Source organism: Vibrio sp. Vb339, from assembly GCF_902751245.1.
Classification (GTDB): Bacteria; Pseudomonadota; Gammaproteobacteria; order Enterobacterales; family Vibrionaceae; genus Vibrio; species Vibrio coralliirubri.
Genome location: NZ_CADDIS010000003.1, coordinates 346717 through 367337 on the forward strand (window position 1 = coordinate 346717; position 20621 = coordinate 367337).

The window sequence follows — 20621 nt, forward strand, 5'->3', positions numbered from 1 at the left end:
GCATTAATAAATCTGTTCCATAGAAAGTCTGGATTTTGTTAACAGAGATTAAACAAAACGTAGTTGCTATGTAATTCGTTGCACTACATGTTGCTGCAGTGATTGGATAATTTGCGCCGTAACGCCCCAAATTAGGTGCTCTTGGAAAGGCATCGCAAAAACACGATGCTTGATTTGTTTGAAGTTAACAGTGTGACTGTGTAACTTGGCTTGGTCTAAAACATAGGTGGCAGGCACCTCAAAAATAGAGGCAACTTCGTTCTCATCGATGATGGCTTCATAGTCAGGATCGACCATAGCAACAATCGGCGTCACAGAAAATTTACTAATGGTACTCAAAGCGGGTAATTGCCCAACAACTTTAACTTGATCCGATCGAATTCCTACCTCTTCATGGAGCTCTCTAAGTGCGGTGAATTGCATAGAAGGGTCAGAGAGTTCGTGTTTACCGCCAGGAAAACTGACTTGGCCAGGATGATGCTTTAAATGAGCCGCTCTTTTAGTAAAAATGACATGTAAACCATCTTCTCTTTCCACTAAACCGACCACCACTGCCGCTTTACGTAATTGATCGCCACTGATATGCGAAACACGCTCTACTGACTCTGGGTGATAGCCAACGGTAGGGTTTAGTTGGAATTGTTGAAGGAAGTTTTCTTTATTCATATCAAGCCAATATATTGATTATTATGATTTTAAGTATAGACATAACCGTGGGTTGATTACCAATATTGAGTTTTTCTTCATTCACTTTCCCTCTTTTAGTTATCAATTGGGCGTCATGAGAGGCTGTTTACCGATGAATCTCCTCAAAATGACGATTTTTGCTATATTCAATATGTGCATACAGGCGAGTAAGCGTTACCCATGTCATAAAATTGGGTGACGAAACGTAGATTTTTTGTTTAAGAATTTGATAACAATAACTTAGTGGACCATTCTAAAAAGAAATAGAAGAAAAGGTATGAGATGAAAGGAATCATATTCACCGAATTTTTAGAGCTTGTTGAAGACAAGTTTGGGCTAGAGCTTTTGGAAGAAGTTCTAGAAATGTCAGAAGACGAAGGGATCTATACGTCGGTCGGCAGTTACGACCACAAAGACCTTGTCAGGTTGATTATCAACTTGAGTAAGAAAACCGATATTGATGCGGCAAGCTTGCAACGCGTGTTTGGGCAGTCTGTATTTAAGAACTTACTGGCCTCATTACCGAATAAAGCGAGCCTTGCTCATAGCACGACCACCTTTCAATTTATTCAGCACGTAGAGCGCTACATTCACGTTGAAGTGAAGAAGCTCTATCCAGATGCTGAGCCACCTGAATTCAGTTTTATCACCACGACCGAAGCACAACTTGTTTTTGACTACAAAAGCGCAAGGTGTATGTCTCATGTTTGCTTAGGACTTATAGAAGGATGCGCTGAATACCACGGTGAATCTATCGCGGTGGAGATGACGCCACAAAATGATGACCAAAGCGTGGTTAGGTTTAATCTCAAAGTAGAAAAGTAATATGGATCTGGCATCTGCCCTAGAGAAGAAGCTCAAGCGTCAAATCGCGGCAAGAAAAGCGGCTGAAGGATTGTTGGAACAGAAGAGCCTCGAGCTGTTCGAGGCTAACCAACAACTTGAGCTTGCTTTGCGTCAGTTAGAAAAGCGCTCCAACGCGAATTTACGTCGTATTGAATTTCAAGAACAAATCGACAACCTGTTGATTGACTTCGGGCGCGCGTTTCTAAGAAATGATCTCGATGATGTCATGCTATCTGAACTAACGACGAACGTGACTAACAGTTACTTAATCGAAGCCAGTCGTTTGATTCTACCTCCCAAGCTCATCCCTCAGTTACACACCTATGATTATGGCGATGAGACTGTCGAGGTGTTAGATCAAGACATTCAAGAACCTCATTGGCAAGACGACCTGCTGACCGTGCCCTTAGAGGTTGAAAAAGTCATAGTCGGCGCGTTAATCGTCAGAGTCAGGTTGTTAGACCAAGACTACGAGTTTATACAAAGCCAACTGTTGTTGGTGACCGACCTCATCTGCAGTGCCTTGACTCATCAGCTAGCGATTAACCGAAATATTGAATCACGTAAACGAGCGGAAGAGTCCGAAAGGGCAACGCGTGACTTTGTGGCCATGATTAACCATGAGTTAAGAACTCCGCTTAATGGCTTGTTAGGCAGTGCCGAATTGATCAGTGATACCGAACTCAACAGTTCTCAGCGTGAAATAGTGAACAACCTGAGCCAGTCTGGAGAGTTTCTCAGAACCATCATTAATGATCTATTGGATTACAGCAAAATCAATGCAGGGATGTTGGAGCTTATTCCAAAGAAATTTGCCCTACGTGATTTGAGAAGCACGATTGAAAGCATCTTCGTCAATCGAGCAATTGAGAAGCAGCTCGAATTCAATATCAGTGTTGCGTCAAACGTTCCCTCCCATTTCCAAGGCGATTTAGAGCGCATCACACAGCTGTTTGTGAACTTAATCGGTAATGCGATTAAATTTACAGAAGAAGGGCATGTGAATGTTGATATTGAGTGGGACAAAAACCAATTTGTTTTCTCTGTAGAAGATACCGGAGTCGGAATTGCTGAATCGGCGCATAAGACGCTGTTTGAACCTTTTACTCAAGCGGATAACTCAAGTAGTCGAAACTATGAGGGCACCGGGCTTGGGTTAGCGATTTGTCGTAAACTGGTGGCTCTGATGAATGGCGATATTGGGGTGACCAGTGTTGTTGGTTCAGGCACGACGTTTACCATCTCGATTCCTCTTCAAGTTGTCGATGTTCCGGCTGAGAGTGATAGTGTTACTAAGGGCTTTGAGTCTGAGGCGGAATTGTCACTACTTAAAGTGTTGGTGGTTGATGATATTAAGATGAACCAGATCATCATCCAGCAAATGCTTCGTAAACATGAGATTGAACCGGCTATCGCAAGTAATGGTGTTGAAGGGTTTGAGCTCGCGTCAGACAACGAATACGACATTGTATTCATGGATTGCAGAATGCCCGTTATGGACGGCTTTGAAGCGACAGAGAAACTAAGAGAGAAGGGTTACGTTAAATCTATTGTGGCACTGACCGCCGGAACGACACTTGAAGAACGCGAACGTTGTATTCAGTGTGGAATGGATGACATTTTGAGTAAACCTTACACCGCCAATGATCTTAAAGAGATGCTTAAGAAGTGGGGTGTCTCTGCGGTGAAGGTCGCTTAAACACGCTAATAATGCGTTGTGAGCAATGCACTCTAGTTCAAAGACTAAAAAACCGAAGTGATCTTGCGATCCTTCGGTTTCTTTTTATATCGAGTTTTTGCTGAGCGTTAAGCCGCAGAACTCGTCATTAAATCGCGGAACTCGCAGTTAATGACGCTAGGTTTAGCAATCTTCAAGTACCGGTAGAATTCGACTCAGCTTATCCAGAGTTTCTTGGTATTCAGAAGCACAATCACTATCAAATACCACACCACCGCCAGCCCATGCATAAAGCGTATTGTTCTCGGCGACTAATGTACGAATGGTAATACTGGTATCCATTCTGCCATTTCGGCTGATGTAGCCAATACTGCCGCAGTACGCTGAACGTCGATGCGGTTCTAACTCTTCAATGATCTGCATCGCGCGAACTTTTGGTGCGCCAGTAATCGATCCTCCAGGGAAACACGCTCTCAGAAGGTCAGTCGCAGAATATTGTTCATCAAGGTCTGCTCGTATCGTGCTTACCAAGTGGTGCACGGCAGGGAAGCTCTCAATATCGAACAACTTTGGTACATGCACTGTGCCCGGTTTTGCGACTCTACCGATGTCATTGCGCAGTAGGTCGACGATCATCAGGTTTTCTGCCTGATCTTTTTCTGCTGCTGCTAAGTCTTGAGCATTGGCGTCGTCAATCATAGGTTCTTCAGAACGAGGACGTGTGCCTTTGATTGGTTTTGTTTCAATGGTGCCACTATTGAGCTCTAAGAATCGTTCAGGAGAAACACTTAAGATTGCTGAGTGTTCAAGACGAATAAAACCAGAAAACGGCGCCGAGTTGTATTGCTCTAACTTTTCATAAGCGAGCCATTCGCTGCCTTGGTAACCAGCACGAAAACGTTGAGCAAGGTTTATCTGATAACAGTCACCCGACAACAAGTACTCTTGAACGCTATCGAACTTATTGGCATAACTCTGCTCAGTCATGTTGGATTGCCATGGGGTGGTTAGTCCAAACTTCTGATGAGCCCGTTCTGCTTGTTGGCTTGGCGATTGTTGTTGAGTTAACCAATCCCAATGGGTATCAATGTTTTGCCCAACAAGGAACGCAGCTTTAAGCTTGTGATCAACAATTACAGCCCATTCATACAATCCAACCGCCATATCTGGCGCAGAAATATCGCGCTTAGCAAGAGAGGGCAGAGCTTCCACTCGTCGCCCTAAATCGTAGCTAAAATAGCCTAAAGCGCCACCAATGAAAGGCAGTTCAGGATGCTCACTGGTTGCGGGTAGCAATTGCTGCTGATATTGGTCGAGTAGTTCGAAAGGGTCTGACTCTGAAACCTCCCACGTCTCATTAACATTAACGGTCGTTTTTGCACCGATTGTCTCGAAGGTGGCGATGGGTTGAGCAACTAAAATATCGTATCGACTATCAACGTGGCTTTCTGAAGCGGAGCGTAATAGCATTGCCCACGGCAGGTTTTCAATATGGGAAAACAGCTGTTTAGCTAAAGTTGATTGATATTCAAGCGGCTTGATTTGGATAGAGCGAAATTCGTTGTTATTCATTTGTTTAATTTGTGACAAAGAGTTCGATCACTGCATGGCGTGTGAGAGGAAGCAAGAGTATCATAAATTGAAAATAAAATGGGTTCTTGATTAGAACGGAGTAATCCAAGTGGTTTAGTTTAAAGCTATGCAAGCGATTGCTAAAGCAACTAAATACAGCTCAACACAATAAAAAGCTAAACCACCTAATTCGATTTGGCATAGATAGCCAAACGGTGAACCCACATGGAACCAGAACAATAAAGAGGCATGCAATGACGGTTATTCGTAAGCAAGATGTGATCAGCAGTGTCGCTGACGCACTTCAGTACATTTCTTATTATCACCCCTTAGACTTTGTCCAAGCCCTAGAAAAAGCGTACGAGAAAGAAGAGAGCCAAGCAGCTAAAGATGCTATTGCTCAGATTCTTATCAACTCACGCATGTCTGCGGAAGGCCATCGTCCAATTTGTCAGGATACGGGTATTGTTACTTGTTTCGTGAACATCGGTATGGATGTTAGGTGGGAAACGGATCAAACAGTACAACAGATGGTTGATGAAGGCGTTCGTCAAGCTTACAACAACCCAGATAACCCATTGCGTGCATCTGTCCTAATGGACCCTGCAGGTAAGCGTATTAATACCAAAGACAACACACCAGCGGTTGTCCACATTAATATGGTTCCAGGCAACAAAGTTGAAATTCAAATCGCGGCTAAGGGCGGCGGTTCTGAGAACAAAACCAAGATGGTTATGCTGAACCCTTCTGATGATATTGCAGAATGGGTAGAGAAGACGCTGCCAACAATGGGTGCAGGCTGGTGTCCACCGGGCATGCTAGGTATAGGCATCGGCGGTACGGCTGAAAAAGCAGCGGTACTAGCAAAAGAATCTTTGATGGAACACATCGATATTCAAGAGCTTATCGAAAAAGGCCCAGAGAACGCAGAAGAAGAGCTTCGTTTAGACATCTTCAACCGTGTAAACAAACTGGGCATTGGCGCACAAGGTCTTGGCGGTCTAACGACTGTGGTTGACGTGAAAATCAAAACAGCACCAACACACGCAGCATCTAAGCCAGTTTGCTTAATCCCGAACTGTGCAGCAACGCGTCACGTTCACTTCACGCTAGATGGCAGCGGCCCAGCAGAGCTAACGCCACCTAAACTAGAAGAGTGGCCAGACATCACTTGGGAAGCGGGCGCAAATACACGCCGTGTTAACCTTGATGAAGTGACTAAAGAAGACGTACAAGAGTGGAAGACCGGAGAAACGGTTCTTCTGTCAGGTAAGATCTTAACCGGTCGTGATGCTGCTCATAAACGTATTCAAGGCATGCTAGAAAGCGGCGAAGGCTTACCAGCTGGCGTTGATTTCAAAGGCAAGTTCATTTACTACGTGGGTCCTGTTGATGCTGTAGGTGATGAAGCGGTAGGTCCTGCAGGTCCAACAACTTCAACACGTATGGATAAGTTCACTGACATGATGCTGAACGAAACTGGCATTATGGGCATGATCGGTAAAGCGGAACGTGGCCCTGCAACGGTTGAATCAATCAAAGAGCACAAAGCGGTTTACCTAATGGCGGTTGGCGGTGCAGCTTATTTAGTCGCGAAAGCAATTAAAAAAGCACGTGTAGTTGCGTTTGAAGATCTCGGTATGGAAGCGATTTACGAGTTTGAAGTTGAAGATATGCCTGTAACGGTAGCGGTTGACTCTAACGGCGTGAACGCACACCAGATTGGCCCTGACACGTGGAAAGTGAAGATTGCTGAAGCTGAGAAAGCGTAATTAACCGAAGCCAAAAAATCGTAATTGTCGCTAACTTCAGCGTTTGAATTGCAATTTTTGACAGAAAGTTAAAGACAAAAGTGCAGCATTATCTGCACTTTTGTCATATTATCAATGATATAGTGATAAACACATAGTTTGATATAAGAACATAGGAGAGAGGAATGCCTCGTTTTATTCAGATCCTACAGATTATCTTGGCAGTGGTGATTGGTGCTTTTGTTGGCTACGACCTGATCTTGAAAGGGATCAGTATCTTTGATAATAAATACGTGACGATTACATGTGCGCTTTGGCTAATTGCAGAGATTGCACTGTTTGTTATCTACAAGTTGATTGAAGACGATTAAACGTCGGATATCGTGCAAAAATTCTAAAGCCCCTGATTATGAATGTAGTCAGGGGCTTTTATTCATCTAGCATTAAGAATGGATATTGCATACTCACCACTATTAGCAAAAGAACAAACAAAAGCATACAAACTATCCCAACAGGGAAAGAACATAGGCTTGCCTCTTTATTATCATAACCAGCTAGCCTAATTATCACGGAGTCGTTCAAATGAAACACCTAACTCAAGAAATGAGTGACTTTATAAGCAGAGGAACGGATTCTCATATTCGAGTAGCGGTCACGGGGCTTTCTCGTGCGGGTAAGACTGCATTCATAACTTCGCTGGTTAATCAGCTTCTTCATACGTCTACCCATAAAAACCTACCACTGCTTGCATCGGCGAGAGATGGAAGAATTATTGGCGCAAAGCGTATCCCGCAACACAACATGATGATTCCACGCTTCTCCTATGATGAAGCGATGGAGTCGCTGAATGCACAGCCACCAGAATGGCCGGTGCCAACGCGTGATGTCAGTGAGATTCGTCTAGCCATCAAATATAAGCCTGCAAAGGGCGCGAAAAAGCTGCTGAGTAAAAACAGCACGCTTTATCTAGATATTGTTGATTATCCAGGTGAATGGTTGCTTGATTTGCCGTTACTGGATATGGACTTTGATACTTGGAGCCAATCTCAGTTTGCCGCGTTGAAAGGCGACAGAGAAACCTATTCGCAACAGTGGAACGCCATGCGTGGTGATATCGATTTGCTAGCAGAAGCAGACGAAAAGAAACTGGTCGCGATTGCCGATAGTTACACTCAGTACCTTCATACTTGTAAAAGTAACGGACTGCATTGGGTTCAACCGGGTCGATTCGTATTACCCGGTGAGCTTGAAGGCGCGCCTGTACTGCAATTCTTCCCGTGTATCGCGCCTGAAGGTAAGTTTTCAAAAACAAGTAATTACGCGGTACTGAAAGCGCGTTATGAAGAGTATCAACAGAAGGTCGTGAAAGCGTTCTACAAGAATCACTTTGCTACGTTCGACAGACAAATCGTGCTGGTGGATTGCTTACAGCCGCTCAATGCGGGCTATGACTCTTTCATGGATATGCGTGGCGCATTAGAGCAGCTACTAAAAAGCTTTAAGTATGGTCGAAGCAATATATTAAGACGCTTATTCGCGCCGAAGATCGACAAGATATTATTCGCCGCAACCAAGGCCGATCACGTGACACCGGATCAACACCCGAACTTGGTATCGCTGTTACAACAGATGGTGCATCCGGCTTGGCAACAGGCGGCGTTTGAACACATCGACATGAGTTGCATGAGCATCGCGTCTATTCAAGCGACCAGCGCGGGTTATATCTCGTCGGGCTCAGACAATGTTCCGGCGTTGCAAGGTGTGACTTTAGATAATGTCCCTCAAACCATGTATCCGGGAGAGGTGCCGCGTAAGTTGCCCAATAAACAGTATTGGGAAACCAACCAGTTTGATTTCACGAGCTTTAGGCCGATGGAGCAACATTCCGATGAGCCTTGCCAACATCTAAGAGTCGACAAGGTTTTAGAGTATCTCATTGGCGACAAGTTGAAGTAATTGAGGCAATCAAAATGAGTGAATTAAAAACAAAGCAGGTCTTTAATGAACCGTTGAAGACCTCTTTTGATGAGCAAGACAAGAGCGAAGTTGGCCCGGATTTAGGCGCTCAACAACTGTTCACAGAGCAAGAGAAATTTGTCCCTGTCGCACCGCAAGTGGAAGCCGAACTTGATGGTGAAGCTGAGCAGCTATTGGAACAAGTGATTCGACCGAGCAAAAAGAAGAAGTGGTTTGGAACGGGTTTATTGGTCGCTTTCTCTGGTCTAGTTGGATGGCAGGCAATTGATTCGGTGATTACCGCGATTCAAACGGCTGACTGGCTTGCGTTAGGTTGGGCTGGCTTTATTGCTGCCATTGCTTCATTGGGTTTAGGCGCAATAGGCAAAGAGCTGTGGAAACTGCGCTCACTTAAAGATCACTTTAGTGTGCAAGAGCAGAGTGAAGAACTACTCCAAAGCCAAAGTGTCGGTAAGGGCAAAGCGTTCTGTGAAAACATCGCCAAGCAAGGCGGCATTATCGCTGAGTCTCCTTGGTACGATAAGTGGCGAAACAGCATTAACCCAGCACACAGTGATGCAGAAGTGTTGGATATGTACGATGCGTTAGTCGTGAGTCAACAAGATAAGGTTGCGACTCAAATCGTCACTAAGTTCTCGACCGAATCGGCGGCTTTGGTCGCGGTGAGTCCATTGGCGGCGGCTGATATGTTGCTGGTGGCTTGGCGAAATTTCACCATGATAGACAAGCTTGCTGATGTGTATGGCATTGAGCTTGGCTACTGGTCTCGTATTAAGCTATTTAAACTGGTGTTAATCAACATGGCAGCTGCGGGTGCCAGTGAACTTGCGATAGACGCGAGTATGGACCTCGTCTCGATGGATCTTGCAGGCAAGGTTTCAGCTCGAGCAGGGCAGGGGCTCGGTGTCGGTATTCTCACTGCGAGACTGGGTTTAAAAGCCATGACATTGCTGCGTCCTATGCCTTGGCATAATGAGCGAAAAGTAAAAATATCAGATCTTCGCAAAGCCGTCCTTTCTGAAATAAAGCGTATCACTCTCAAATAAAGCATTTGAAGCTCAATAGTTTGAGAAGAAGAGTAAACATATGTTTACTCTTCTTCTTGACTGAACTCAGAGCTTAATCCACACTACTGTCAACTTATCCTGACACCTATAATAGGACTATTTGTGCGTCTTGAAGTATTGTGTGAAGACAGACTCGGCTTAACGCGTGAGTTGCTCGATATCTTGGCCTCAAAAAGCATTGATTTAAGAGGAATCGAAATTGATGTTAAAGGCATTATTTACCTAAACTGCCCTGATATCGATTTTGATGCTTTTAGTGAACTTATGGCTGAAATTCGCCGAATTTCAGGTGTGAAGGATGTACGTAAAATCCAATTTATGCCAAGCGAAAGGCATAACACAGAGCTGATTGCTCTGCTGGCAAACCTACCTGATCCTGTGATTGCGATTGACCTTAAAGGCTCAGTCGATATGGCTAACCACGCTGCATTGAACCTCTTCAACAAACAAGAAGATGAAGTCATCGGTGAACCGCTAGCGACGTTTGTTCCTAGCTTTAACTTTGCTCGCTGGATCGAAGGCGATGTAACGCGTCATCGTGAAGTTGTCGTGTTGGATGGTTTAGATTTCTCTATTGAGATCCTGCCGATTTACCTTGGTGGTGATGTCAACGAAGCGGTACTGGCAAGCGCAGTAATGACGATTCGCTCTTGTAATCAAGAGATGAACTCGCCAGATTCAATCCCAGAACAGAACAACCTAGGTTTCGAACACTTTGTTGGTGTCTCTAATCGCCATAAAGCCTTGATCAGCCAAGCTAAGAAATTGGCTATGCTGGATCAGCCTCTATTAATTGAAGGCGATACGGGTACAGGTAAAGAGATGTTGGCGAAAGCGTGTCATAACCGTTCAAATCGATCGTCTTTCCCATTCTTGATTCTAAGCTGTGCATCGATGCCTGATGACGTAGCGGAAACGGAATTGTTTGGTCATGCGCCGGGTTCATTCAACCATGAGCAAGGTCATAAAGGTATTTTCGAACAAGCGAATGGCGGTACCGTATTTTTAGATGAAATTGGCGAGATGAGCCCGCACCTACAAATCAAATTGCTGCGTTTCTTACAAGATGGTTCATTCCGTCGTGTTGGTGAAGAAGAAGAGATGCACGCTGATGTTCGTATTATTGCATCAACACGCCACCGTCTTTCTGAATTAGCCGACTCGGGTTCGTTCCGTGAAGATTTGTTTTACCGCTTGAATGTACTGACTCTGTCTATCCCTGCATTGCGTGAACGCTCAAACGACGTAGCACCGCTGTTGGAACTGTTCGTTGCAAAGTACGCGCAGCAGTTAGGTATGTTAAAACCAAAATTGACTCAAGAGTTAGTCGACCAGCTTGGTAATTACCAATGGCCGGGCAACATTCGCCAGTTAGACAACATGGTTCTACGTGCACTAACAGAGCTAGATTCAGACACACTAACGGTTGAGCAATTCCATTTGCCACAGCTTGAAACAATGACGGCTGGAATGGCGAACCTGAGCTTAGACGGCTCGCTCGATGAAATCATGAAAGACTATGAATCTCAGATTCTAGAGAAGCTTTATCAGTCTTTCCCATCAAGCCGTAAGCTAGCAAAACGTTTGAATGTATCTCATACCTCAATTGCGAATAAGCTTCGTGATTACGGTATCAGAAAGAACTGATCGAATAAGAACAAGATTATGGAAGATTTGAGTACACCAGAGCGCATTTATAAGCATGATGGTAATCTGATTCTACGCACGGCTGAAATTGATGACGCTGGCATGATCAGCGAGTATTTTCAGGTTAACAGAGAGTACCTGAAACCTTGGGAGCCGATACGCGAAGATGCGTTCTTTGATAGAGCGAGTTGGGCGCAGCGACTGATCAAGTTAAACGAGCTTCATAAAATGGGGCTAGGCTATTACTGTTTACTGATTAACGCTGACTCTAATGAAATGTTAGGCACCATATCGTTCAGTAATTTGTCGCGTTTCCCGTTCTACGCTTGTAATGTCGGTTACTCATTGGCTCAAAGTGCACAGGGCCACGGCTACATGCGCAGAGGTTTGAGCATGGCCAAAGACTACATGTTTGATGTGCAGAACATGCACCGCTTAATGGCGGGCTACATGCCTCACAACGAACGCAGTGCGGGTGTATTAGAACATCTTGGTTTTGTCCGAGAAGGTTTTGCTAAAGACTACCTACAGATTAACGGTAAATGGGAAGACCATATACTGACGGCATTAGTTAACCCGAATTGGGAAGATCGGCGCGCTGTATAGAGACCAATAGTCATTAGGCGTAAGTATCAATTAAGCGTAAATACAGAGTTAGAGGCAGTGACGACATAGATAAAATGAAACCGTCACTGCATCAAAAAGAACAGATAGGCATGGTAAATCCATCAGCCTGAGAAGATATTTGAGGAATTTTGATGTCATACACAACTTTGGACGAATACCAAAGAAAATGGATTTTCACACACCAGTCAATGCCGCTGCCGGCAGAGGACTTGGAAAAGATTAAGCCAATGACACAGGCGAGAGCATCTCAGTTCTGGAAAGAGAACGTGAGCCCTCAAAGTCCAGACGCAGAACGACTGAGCTCGCAAGACTGGCCAAGCAAAGCATCGAACTGGAATGAAGAGATCAGCTGGATGGCGCATTGGGAAGCGGATGAGCCAGAAATGCCAGAAGAAATTCTTAACTTCATTGATTGGCAAGATGACGTAACTGTTTATTTTTGTTACGAAAAGTATAATGTTCTTGAAACTAAATGGGCGATTTTCAAGAAGCATTGGAAGAACTTCTTGTTCTACGATGATGGCCCGATTTTAATTGGTCGCCGTCGTTCAGAAGCCCTTTGGTTTGCTACCAATGGCAAGGTAAAAATCGGTAACCGTGCTTAACCTCGGTGTGATTTAATCGAGTGAGTGTTTGTGTTTCGATCAACAGATAGACAAACAAAAAGCGAGCATTGAGCTCGCTTTTTTTGTGCCTAATGATCTTCGAAGATCATGGGGAAATACCCATTGTTTGAGCCTAGCTAAAGGTGACCATTTTCATGTGTTCAAAGTGGGTAAATTACGAAATTGAGATCGCTATCTCATTGGGTTAGTTGAAGTTTTATGGGGTTGAGCTATCTTTATATTACTGCCTTAGTGGAGGTGAAGTATTATGATTTGGGATACTCTCGAACGTGTAAATAAACTTCGCAAGGAAGCAATGGAGGATCCAGAGTTTTTGGATTCAGCAAAAATGCATGAGGAATGGCTTTTAAGCGAAACTCATAATCAATCAAACAAAGGAGCAAAAGAGAAGAAACCGAAAAAACTATCTGACATTTATGAAAATACGGATTTTCCTATCAACCCAACTGGAACCAAACATTAACAATGATGAACTGCAACACGGCTAAGGCTCTTAACCAAAAAGCTATAAGTCGATTATTCATACCAGCCTTAAGCCACCAATAAAAAAGCCACTTTCAACGAATCGAAAGTGGCTTTTTCTTTACTTGCTAGCTTCTTTACCATTAGCAACGAAAGCTAATCGTTTTCAAACCTAGTTATTGATTAGGCTTAATCCGCTTGGTAACGCATCACCAAACACACGCTTAGATTCGCTCTCAGAAAGCTCAGTCACTTCACTCACTAGTGTTAACCATGAATCAGGCACCTTGCTTTGCTTAAGCTTCTCAATCACTTGATTGCGATAGTCATCAGAGATATCAAACTGACGGTCACCGGTTTTACGACAAATCATCACCGCTGCAAAGGCGATCATCTGCTCTTTATGCCAGTTCTGCTCAAGCAGTTTCGGTAACCATTGTTCAGCTTGTTCTCTAGGAATCACGCTGTGTTGGCTACCATACAAAGGCGTTCTTGATGCTAATCGACCCAGAGCCCACCAATGCGCTTGTTCAAATTGGTTATGGTTGATCGCTTTGCTTAAGAACCAACTTGCCAGCAGCACTTTGTCTTCAACCTCAAGTTGCTCAAGTGACGCCGCTAAACGAACCATGGCTTCATAGCCATTGTCTTGCGCATCTTTGGCTGTCTTAGGGTTCTTCATTGCACCTGGGTGAAGGTATTTAGCGATGTCCGCCAAGATACTCTCTTGCTGCTCTTGGTTTAGTCCACCGGCCACACGACGCCAGAATACCCACCAGTCTGTCCAGCCTTGGTGGTTCTTGAACTGAATGTTCTGTTGGTAAAGGCCCCAAATTTGTTCGATACGCCATGAGTCAGTCGGATCGCCAAAGCCAGGACGTAGCGAGTATCCCGCCAAACGTAACCAGTTCTTCTCGTGTGCTTCTGAGCGGCGACGACGCTTACGACCTAATGAGAAGGTATCAAATAGGTTACGAAGGGTCGTGAAGTCCCATTCATCGCGTTTACCTAGTCGCTTCTCAAGATCTTTCGATAGCGTTTTGATCTCTTTCGATTCAGCACTTTTCTTGTTGCCGCTGTACAGGCGAGAAATCAATTCCTTACACTCTTCCAATCTTGGGTGAAGCGCGGAGGTATCAGATTCATCGCCTTGCTTATTTCTTACTTCAAACTCAAGCAACCAACGCTTAGAGTCATCTTCTGTGCTCACACACTCCATTTTCAGTGTGCCGACTTCGGTTAACTGACAAGCGAGCAGGACTTCAACACGCTCTTTTTGGTTGGCTTGAAGTTCTGCAGTACCTGAGCCTTCCAACGTAGAAATATACGGTGGGAGAGGGGAGAACAAGTCGGCATCCACATTGACCATCACACCGTTTTGAATGGCGGTGTCGTGAGCAATTTGATCGTGTGTTGAAGTCAGTAGATTAAATCGTACTGGCTCACCTAAAGTCAGCGAGAAACGACGGCTGTTTAAGCGTATCTCTTGTCCTTCCTCAGTACCTTTGGCAAGCAGACAAAGCGCTTTACCCATCTTGTTCTTCTCTTGTAGATGCAAGAAGTAAGAACGAGCTGCACCACCACCGATTTTCAGTTGTGCACCACGGCGGGCTTTACCAAAGGCAACCGCGCCAAGGGCAACAGACCAATCTGGATGAGGGTTATCAAGCACAGTGATCGGAGAACCGTTCCAGTTGCCAAGTAGCTGTGTGATTCGTTCAGTGACCAATTCACTGTTAAACACACCACCATTGAGCAGCACGCCAACTGGAATTGCAGGTTTGGTGTTATCGAACTCAATAGAGTCTGAGTTTTCTAATGCGGCTTTAGACACTTGTTGGTGTGTTGTTAGGAATTCTGCGACGTGCTTACTCACCGCAGGATCAGCCACGTAAGGCAGACCAAACTCAACCACAGCACTGCGGCGTTTGTCGGGTGTTTCAGCAAACTCAGAAAGCGGGAAGAAACCTTCCAATGCGATTTGATGAACTTCTTGTTTGGTTAAGCCAATACTCTTAGTACCGCCAAGCAGTTTAGAACCGCTGCCTAGCATTGTGATCTTCACATCATCGGGTGCATTGGCAGAAAGTAGGCTCTCTTTTGCGGCGCGAGTTTGTTGAATTAGTTTGGTTAGGCTAGAAGCATTCAGCTTTTTGTTTTGATTGAAGCGTTGCTCAGCGAGGTGAGCAAGTGCTAAATCGAGGTTGTCACCACCGAGCATCAAGTGTTCACCAACGCCAATACGGTCGAGTGCGAGCTCGTTATTGCCGTCGCTGTTCGCATCGAATTTGGCTTCAATTAAGCTCAAGTCCGTGGTACCACCGCCAACATCACACACTAGAATCAGCGGAATTTGTTGAAGTTCATCTGCTGCGGTTTGTTGGTGACGGGCATACCAGTCATAACAAACGGCTTGCGGCTCTTCGAGTAACAGAATCTTACCTAAGCCCGCCAGTTCTGCGGCTTCGAGTGTTAGCTTACGTGCTGTCTCATCGAAGGAAGCAGGAACGGTAACCACAACATCTTGGTCTTCCAGCTTGTTGCTCGGGTTACGGTAGTTCCATGCTTGGCGAATGTGGTTGAGGTAGCTTGCACTCGCCACAACTGGCGAGACTTTATCGACATCAGCTGCGCCAGCCCAAGGCAGAATATCGGAGTTACGATCAACCGCTTGGTGTGATAGCCAACTCTTAGCACTCGATACTTGGCGGCCTTCAACCTTAGCGCCTAATTCACGTGCCCATTCACCGACGATAACGTTCTTAATATCGCCTTCAACGGGGCTTGGTTCCCATGGCATTGTCAGGTCAGAAGGGGAGATTTGACCTTGTGCTGGGTGGTAACGAAATGATGGAAGTAGGGGCTTGCGAACCACTTCACCGGGGCCGATGAGTTGGTCAATATCGAAAAGAGAAACGGGAGCATGTTGTAGGTCGTCGTTGATTTCACAGTAAGCGACAACCGTATTGGTTGTACCTAAGTCAATGCCGACTAAAAAACGAGGAGTTGCCATACAAAACCTTATTCTTCCAGAGTGATGACCAGTTTTTTGATAGCTTTGGTCTTATTGTTGTTATTCGTAAACGTCATTCCTGAGAAACAGGCAGGACTAGATTGAGAAATGCATTGATAAAGTAACGGCACCCGCTAAGGTGCCGTTGATTCATTATGCTTGTTCGTTTGAGTCGTTATTCGAGTCTTCACGAACGTCGAACTCAACGTGCCACTTCTGACCGTTGTCAGTAGCAATCGCTTCTAGGTATAAGGTACCTAGCTCAGTAACGCGAGAAGCCAAAGTCACTGGAACCACTTCACCTTCGCGACGGCCTTCAGATACAGGCAGTGTCACTTGGATTTCAGGAAGCTCATCAAGCTCTTCAGGCGCCCAATGATCAAGGTGCGTACCCGCTTCATCTTCACGACGAATGGTTGAACCGAAGAACTGGAAGTGTACTGGCTGACCAATCACTAGACCGAACTCTTGACTAGGTACTTGTACGCTTGAGCCTTCTTCCATACCAAATGGTGCAACACACAGTGCTTCCATTGGAGGAGCCATACCTGGGATTGCTGGCATCGCGCTTTCAATTCCTACGTAGTAAGAAGAAGCGATACCGCCACGGATACGAACGCCTTGGCCACGACGAACTGCGCCGTAGTATGAAGCGCCGCTTGCAACTGCTAGGTCCAAATCTAGACCTGAAAGCTGTTTAGCGAACTCTTCGTCAGCATTGATCAGCCATTCGTTGATCGTATCTGAAAGACGATCAGCAAGTAGGTTCGATTTTAGAACACCACCATTGAACAGGATTGCTGTTGGCTTGATGAAGTCTGCCGCTGGCGCTTCTGACCCTTGCGTTTGTGTTCCGGGCATACCAGGCATGTTTGCAAACGGGTTGAAATCTTGTTGAGTAGCTTCGCTATTTCCAGAAAGCGCATTGGCTTGCTTAGAAAGGAATGCAGCAATGTGACGAGTAATCCCTGCGTCTTGAGCGTAAGGCAGGCCCATTTGAGTCAGTGCACCACGCGTTTTTTGTACCGGATGATCCGTTACAGCGACTTTAGGGAAGAAGCCGTCAACCAATGTTTGTTGTACTTCTTGCTGAGTCAGTTCTGTTTTCAGTGTTGCGCCAAGCAGTTTAGAACCACGACTTGGAACAACGATAGGCACAGATTGCAGTTCAGCATCGTTTAGCAGTGCTTCTTTTGCATCACGACATGCGTGAGTCATAGCTTGAACCTGCCAAGGAGCCAGCTCTTTGCCTTCTTGAGCCAGTTTCATTTTCAGGCGGTAAGCCAGTGCTAAGTCCATGTTGTCGCCGCCAAGTAGGATATGTTCACCTACTGCGATACGGTTCAGGCTTAGGTTGCCGTCATCTTGTGTTACTTCAACTAACGAAAGGTCGGTTGTACCACCACCGATATCGACAACAAGAACGATGTCACCAACGTTTACTTCATCACGCCATGTGTCGTTGCTGTTATCAATCCAGCTGTAAAGAGCCGCTTGTGGCTCTTCAAGAAGCGTTAGGTGAGTGAAACCGACATTACGTGCAGCTTCTGCTGTTAGGTCACGAGCCGCAGGATCAAACGAAGCAGGAACCGTGATTGTTACGTCTTGGTCTGCCAGTTTGTGTTCTGGGTTCGCGTGGTTCCAAGCATCTTTAAGGTGCTCAAGGTACAGTTCAGTAGTCTTAAGCGGAGATACCTTTTCCACTTCCTCAGGGCTGCCTGCAGGAAGGAAAGCATCGCGACGGTTAACACCACCGTGGCATAACCAAGATTTTGCACTTGCTACCAAACGGATAGGAGTTTTAGAACCAAGGTTACGAGCAATTGCACCCACTAGCGCTTTTGGCTCTGAAGACCAAGGAAGAACGCGAGAGCCCGCATTCATTTCGTGTTCGTGCGGTTGGTATAGGAACGAGCCAAGTTGGCTGCGAGTTTCTACTGTACCTGGCGCCGTCAGTTGAGGGATTGGCATCACCTCAACGCGAGCGTCTTCATTTGTTGTGTCGATGAAAGACAAAACGCAGTGTGTAGTACCTAAATCGATACCAACACTGAACTTAGGTGCTTGATTTTGCTCTTGAGAAGATAGCTCTTGAGCTGAATGACTTTGGTGTTCCATTATAGCTCCACCTCTGCCGGTGCAATTACAGATGCATCGTAGTTTTCAGCAAGCTTAGGCAGATTCATATCAGTTGCTTTCCAACCTTTGTGAACCAGTGTGCCGTTGAATGGTGCATTGCCCGTTACGTTGCCAGTTAGGCGAATTTCTTGAGGGTTGAAACCTTCAGTGATAGTGATACGTGTTTCTTCATCTTCAGTGCGGATGTGAGACAGCGTTACGTAATCGGCTAATACTTTTTGACCGCCAGTGTGAATAACACGAGCTGCTGCGCCAACTTCTTCATCAGAGAATGACGTCAGGTCTTCTTTCAAGAAGTCAATCAAACGTGCTTCTTGCTGCATGATAGACAGTAGCTGCATTGCTGAGTCAGTTGGTGCTGTAGCAAGCTTAGATTCAACTTCGACTACTTTTTCGATCACACGTTCAACTTCTACTACTTTCTCTACTTCGACAATTTTCTCAACTGGCTTTTCAACTTCAACGATCTTTTCTACTGGTTTTTCTACGACTTTCTCAACCACCTTGGTTTTACGAGAAACGGCAATTAGCAGTAGTAAAACGCTTGATGCAGTTAGGCCTGCGTGAAGCATATCAAACGTCTGTGGGATTAGGTTCAAATCAACGATCATAGTGATTTCTCTTTAAAATTGATTTAACGGTATATTCGTCGGTTCAAAGGAATATACAGGTTGGAAAGAAACTCATTGGCACTAAGCCGAAACGGTCACTTTCAAGCTATAAATATGGATGGATACTAGCATATTCAAGGCTTAAGAGTGGTATTTAATGTTTTTAATCAAGTGGGTTTTTGGTGTGTTAGCTTGAAATTTAGTCGAGATTCGGTCGAATATTGGTCGCCGATGTAAGGGCGAGGTAAACAATGCCCATTTTATGTCATTTTTAAAACCAAACTTAAATGGAGCATCATTCCCTTCCGTAATATACTTTTAACTCATTAGAGCCTATTTGGAAGCCACATGCCCCACACCACCGACCCACTAACAGGGTTGAAGAGACGAACTCTCCCATTGGTCGTATTTTCGGTCAGTTTTTTGATTACTGTGTTGTGTTTTATATTAGTCGCGCTCAACCAAAACCGCGCGCTAAATATGAATCTGGATAGCTTTGCTACTCACCAGACATTGAGCTTGGAAGCGTTTATCGCCAATGATGTGGCTTATATCGGTTCAGGTGCTAATTTTTTCTATTCTAACGAACCTGAAAACTGGGATAAATTTGACCGTTTTGCTCAGCAAACGATTAATGACTCAAAAAGCTTAATCGGCTTACAGTGGATGCAAAAAGTGCCGGCAGACGAGATTGCCGAGCATACCGCTAAAATGAAAGAAAAATACCCGTCTTACGAACTGTTCACGATTCCAAAACACGAAGCAAAAGCCTTTGGTTACATCTTAGATGGCGAGCCGGCGTTCATTGCTAGTGACCTGTATCCAAACACACAAGCAAACGACAATGTTCTTGGCTTTTACTCTTCTCGTGAGCGCTTCAAGCTGGTTTTAGATAATATTAAACAGACGCGTAAAGCGAATATTTCAGACAAAGTTCGCTTGCTTCAAGACGGCTTAGATCAAGACATACCAAAGACAGGTATGCTGGTTTACCACCCTGTATTTGAAGGTGAAAGCGACAACCTACTCGGCGTTGTAATTGGTGTGGTTCGCACGACTTATTACTTTGAAAACTTACTGGCTTCGGCAGTCGGCGACATGGATGTCTATATTCGTGTTACCGATACGGGTTTCGAAGCAGAAGACTCCCCAATCTTGTTTGAAACCGAGGGCTATGAAGCTGTTTCTGGCCACCACATAACAAAGACGATTGAATTGACTAACCGTGATTGGAAGGTCGATTACAAAATAGATTCATGCATCTCTTTCTATGGCTATTTGGTATTAACTGGAATTGTTTTAGTGGGGACAACCATCTCATTGTTGTTGGCGTATATCGTTAACATGCAAATCCGAGAGAAAGAGCGTTTGTATCAAATGCTTGATAAAAGAACAGAAGAGCTTCGCTTTCTAGCCAACCATGACAGTCTTACGGAAGTTTATAACCGACGTGCTTTCAATAAGATGTTAGATAAAGCGATACAGCGAAATGAACCCTTTAGTCTTATCGGATTTGATGTCGATAAGTTCAAAGGCATTAACGACCAATTCGGCCACCCAGCAGGGGATGCTTTACTCATTCATGTGATTAAGTTGATTTCAGTTAGCCTGAAAGAGGGTGATAACCTGTTTCGTATAGGTGGAGATGAGTTCTGTATCATTTCTAGTATTACAAACCATGAAGCCCTAGACCGATATTTACAATGCATTCTAAGTACAGTGGGCCACTCTCATTGTGAGCACAAAGGTCGACAGCTCAGTTGCACTTTGAGTATTGGTGCTGCCATTCGTGCCAACGAAAACACGGAAGAGATTCTGCAAAAAACAGACAGCATGCTCTATCAAAGTAAGTCGAATGGCCGAAATCGAGTGACAATTGCAGGCTAAATGAGCACTTGATACAACTAGGGTCGAGTTC

General features: G+C 44.9%; 16 protein-coding genes. 11 read left to right on the forward strand and 5 right to left on the reverse strand.

The features are described 5' to 3' along the window. Nucleotides 1–66: 66 nt before the first annotated feature. Nucleotides 67–666: a CoA pyrophosphatase gene (locus HRQ85_RS17460; RefSeq protein ID WP_052878187.1), complete on the reverse strand. Its 600-nt coding sequence runs from the start codon at nucleotides 664–666 to the stop codon at nucleotides 67–69. 303 nt (nucleotides 667–969) lie between these two features. Here HRQ85_RS17460 and HRQ85_RS17465 point away from each other — a divergent pair, with 303 nt between their 5' ends. Both HRQ85_RS17465 and HRQ85_RS17470 read left to right on the forward strand, forming a co-directional pair. Then, nucleotides 970–1512 (forward strand): heme NO-binding domain-containing protein, encoded by a 543-nt coding sequence (locus HRQ85_RS17465; RefSeq protein ID WP_017080579.1) that lies wholly within the window; start codon nucleotides 970–972, stop codon nucleotides 1510–1512. A gap of 1 nt (nucleotide 1513) precedes the next feature. After that, nucleotides 1514–3232, forward strand: coding sequence for an ATP-binding protein (locus tag HRQ85_RS17470; RefSeq protein WP_172380238.1), 1719 nt, complete (start codon nucleotides 1514–1516; stop codon nucleotides 3230–3232). Between the two features lie 162 nt (nucleotides 3233–3394). Here HRQ85_RS17470 and pabB read toward each other — a convergent pair whose 3' ends face one another. Beyond that, the gene (pabB, locus tag HRQ85_RS17475) at nucleotides 3395–4783 is read right to left on the reverse strand and encodes an aminodeoxychorismate synthase component I (protein WP_172380239.1); all 1389 of its coding nucleotides are present in this window, start codon (nucleotides 4781–4783) and stop codon (nucleotides 3395–3397) included. Nucleotides 4784–5037: 254 nt separating this feature from the next. On the opposite strand from pabB, the gene HRQ85_RS17480 reads away from it, so the two are divergent. The 8 genes from HRQ85_RS17480 (at nucleotide 5038) to HRQ85_RS17515 (ending at nucleotide 12941) form a co-directional block, all read left to right on the forward strand. Beyond that, on the forward strand, nucleotides 5038–6555 hold the full coding sequence (locus HRQ85_RS17480) for a fumarate hydratase (RefSeq protein WP_017068776.1): 1518 nt from the start codon (nucleotides 5038–5040) through the stop codon (nucleotides 6553–6555). 164 nt (nucleotides 6556–6719) lie between these two features. Then, nucleotides 6720–6905, forward strand: coding sequence for a hypothetical protein (locus tag HRQ85_RS17485; protein ID WP_004734731.1), 186 nt, complete (start codon nucleotides 6720–6722; stop codon nucleotides 6903–6905). 211 nt (nucleotides 6906–7116) lie between these two features. After that, nucleotides 7117–8490, forward strand: a complete 1374-nt coding sequence (locus HRQ85_RS17490; protein ID WP_017067718.1) for a YcjX family protein — start codon at nucleotides 7117–7119, stop codon at nucleotides 8488–8490. 14 nt (nucleotides 8491–8504) lie between these two features. Further along, on the forward strand, nucleotides 8505–9557 hold the full coding sequence (locus tag HRQ85_RS17495; protein WP_172380240.1) for a YcjF family protein: 1053 nt from the start codon (nucleotides 8505–8507) through the stop codon (nucleotides 9555–9557). Between the two features lie 123 nt (nucleotides 9558–9680). Then, nucleotides 9681–11225 carry a transcriptional regulator TyrR gene (gene tyrR, locus HRQ85_RS17500; RefSeq protein WP_048611644.1) on the forward strand — a complete coding sequence of 515 codons (1545 nt, stop codon included), beginning with the start codon at nucleotides 9681–9683 and terminating at the stop codon, nucleotides 11223–11225. Between the two features lie 18 nt (nucleotides 11226–11243). Beyond that, complete coding sequence (rimJ, locus tag HRQ85_RS17505) at nucleotides 11244–11831, forward strand: ribosomal protein S5-alanine N-acetyltransferase (RefSeq protein WP_017060432.1); 588 nt, start codon at nucleotides 11244–11246, stop codon at nucleotides 11829–11831. 152 nt (nucleotides 11832–11983) lie between these two features. Then, a complete protein-coding gene (locus HRQ85_RS17510; RefSeq protein WP_017060433.1) occupies nucleotides 11984–12457 on the forward strand; it encodes a DUF2947 domain-containing protein in 474 nt (157 codons plus the stop codon). Nucleotides 12458–12725: 268 nt separating this feature from the next. After that, the gene (locus HRQ85_RS17515; RefSeq protein WP_012604204.1) at nucleotides 12726–12941 is read left to right on the forward strand and encodes a hypothetical protein; all 216 of its coding nucleotides are present in this window, start codon (nucleotides 12726–12728) and stop codon (nucleotides 12939–12941) included. Between the two features lie 171 nt (nucleotides 12942–13112). Here HRQ85_RS17515 and HRQ85_RS17520 read toward each other — a convergent pair whose 3' ends face one another. The 3 genes from HRQ85_RS17520 to HRQ85_RS17530 all read right to left on the reverse strand — a co-directional run bounded on the left by HRQ85_RS17520 (nucleotide 13113) and on the right by HRQ85_RS17530 (nucleotide 18703). Further along, complete coding sequence (locus HRQ85_RS17520; protein ID WP_172380241.1) at nucleotides 13113–15953, reverse strand: Hsp70 family protein; 2841 nt, start codon at nucleotides 15951–15953, stop codon at nucleotides 13113–13115. Between the two features lie 153 nt (nucleotides 15954–16106). After that, nucleotides 16107–18071 (reverse strand): Hsp70 family protein, encoded by a 1965-nt coding sequence (locus HRQ85_RS17525; protein WP_172380242.1) that lies wholly within the window; start codon nucleotides 18069–18071, stop codon nucleotides 16107–16109. Further along, entirely contained in the window at nucleotides 18071–18703 is a 633-nt protein-coding gene (locus HRQ85_RS17530) for a DUF2760 domain-containing protein (RefSeq protein WP_048611653.1), read from the reverse strand. Before HRQ85_RS17530 ends, HRQ85_RS17525 begins: the two co-directional genes overlap by 1 nt. 348 nt (nucleotides 18704–19051) lie before the next feature. Here HRQ85_RS17530 and HRQ85_RS17535 point away from each other — a divergent pair, with 348 nt between their 5' ends. Continuing rightward, complete coding sequence (locus HRQ85_RS17535) at nucleotides 19052–20590, forward strand: sensor domain-containing diguanylate cyclase (protein WP_172380243.1); 1539 nt, start codon at nucleotides 19052–19054, stop codon at nucleotides 20588–20590. Nucleotides 20591–20621 lie beyond the last annotated feature (31 nt).

Coding starts and splice junctions, on each gene's coding strand:
- HRQ85_RS17535 (WP_172380243.1), top strand. CDS start 19,052: ATGCCCCACACCACCGACCCACTAACAGGGTTGAAGAGACGAACTCTC.
- rimJ (WP_017060432.1), top strand. CDS start 11,244: ATGGAAGATTTGAGTACACCAGAGCGCATTTATAAGCATGATGGTAAT.
- HRQ85_RS17485 (WP_004734731.1), top strand. CDS start 6,720: ATGCCTCGTTTTATTCAGATCCTACAGATTATCTTGGCAGTGGTGATT.
- HRQ85_RS17530 (WP_048611653.1), bottom strand. CDS start 18,703: ATGATCGTTGATTTGAACCTAATCCCACAGACGTTTGATATGCTTCAC.
- HRQ85_RS17495 (WP_172380240.1), top strand. CDS start 8,505: ATGAGTGAATTAAAAACAAAGCAGGTCTTTAATGAACCGTTGAAGACC.
- HRQ85_RS17515 (WP_012604204.1), top strand. CDS start 12,726: ATGATTTGGGATACTCTCGAACGTGTAAATAAACTTCGCAAGGAAGCA.
- HRQ85_RS17525 (WP_172380242.1), bottom strand. CDS start 18,071: ATGGAACACCAAAGTCATTCAGCTCAAGAGCTATCTTCTCAAGAGCAA.
- HRQ85_RS17460 (WP_052878187.1), bottom strand. CDS start 666: ATGAATAAAGAAAACTTCCTTCAACAATTCCAACTAAACCCTACCGTT.
- HRQ85_RS17510 (WP_017060433.1), top strand. CDS start 11,984: ATGTCATACACAACTTTGGACGAATACCAAAGAAAATGGATTTTCACA.
- HRQ85_RS17470 (WP_172380238.1), top strand. CDS start 1,514: ATGGATCTGGCATCTGCCCTAGAGAAGAAGCTCAAGCGTCAAATCGCG.
- HRQ85_RS17490 (WP_017067718.1), top strand. CDS start 7,117: ATGAAACACCTAACTCAAGAAATGAGTGACTTTATAAGCAGAGGAACG.
- HRQ85_RS17480 (WP_017068776.1), top strand. CDS start 5,038: ATGACGGTTATTCGTAAGCAAGATGTGATCAGCAGTGTCGCTGACGCA.
- pabB (WP_172380239.1), bottom strand. CDS start 4,783: ATGAATAACAACGAATTTCGCTCTATCCAAATCAAGCCGCTTGAATAT.
- HRQ85_RS17465 (WP_017080579.1), top strand. CDS start 970: ATGAAAGGAATCATATTCACCGAATTTTTAGAGCTTGTTGAAGACAAG.
- HRQ85_RS17520 (WP_172380241.1), bottom strand. CDS start 15,953: ATGGCAACTCCTCGTTTTTTAGTCGGCATTGACTTAGGTACAACCAAT.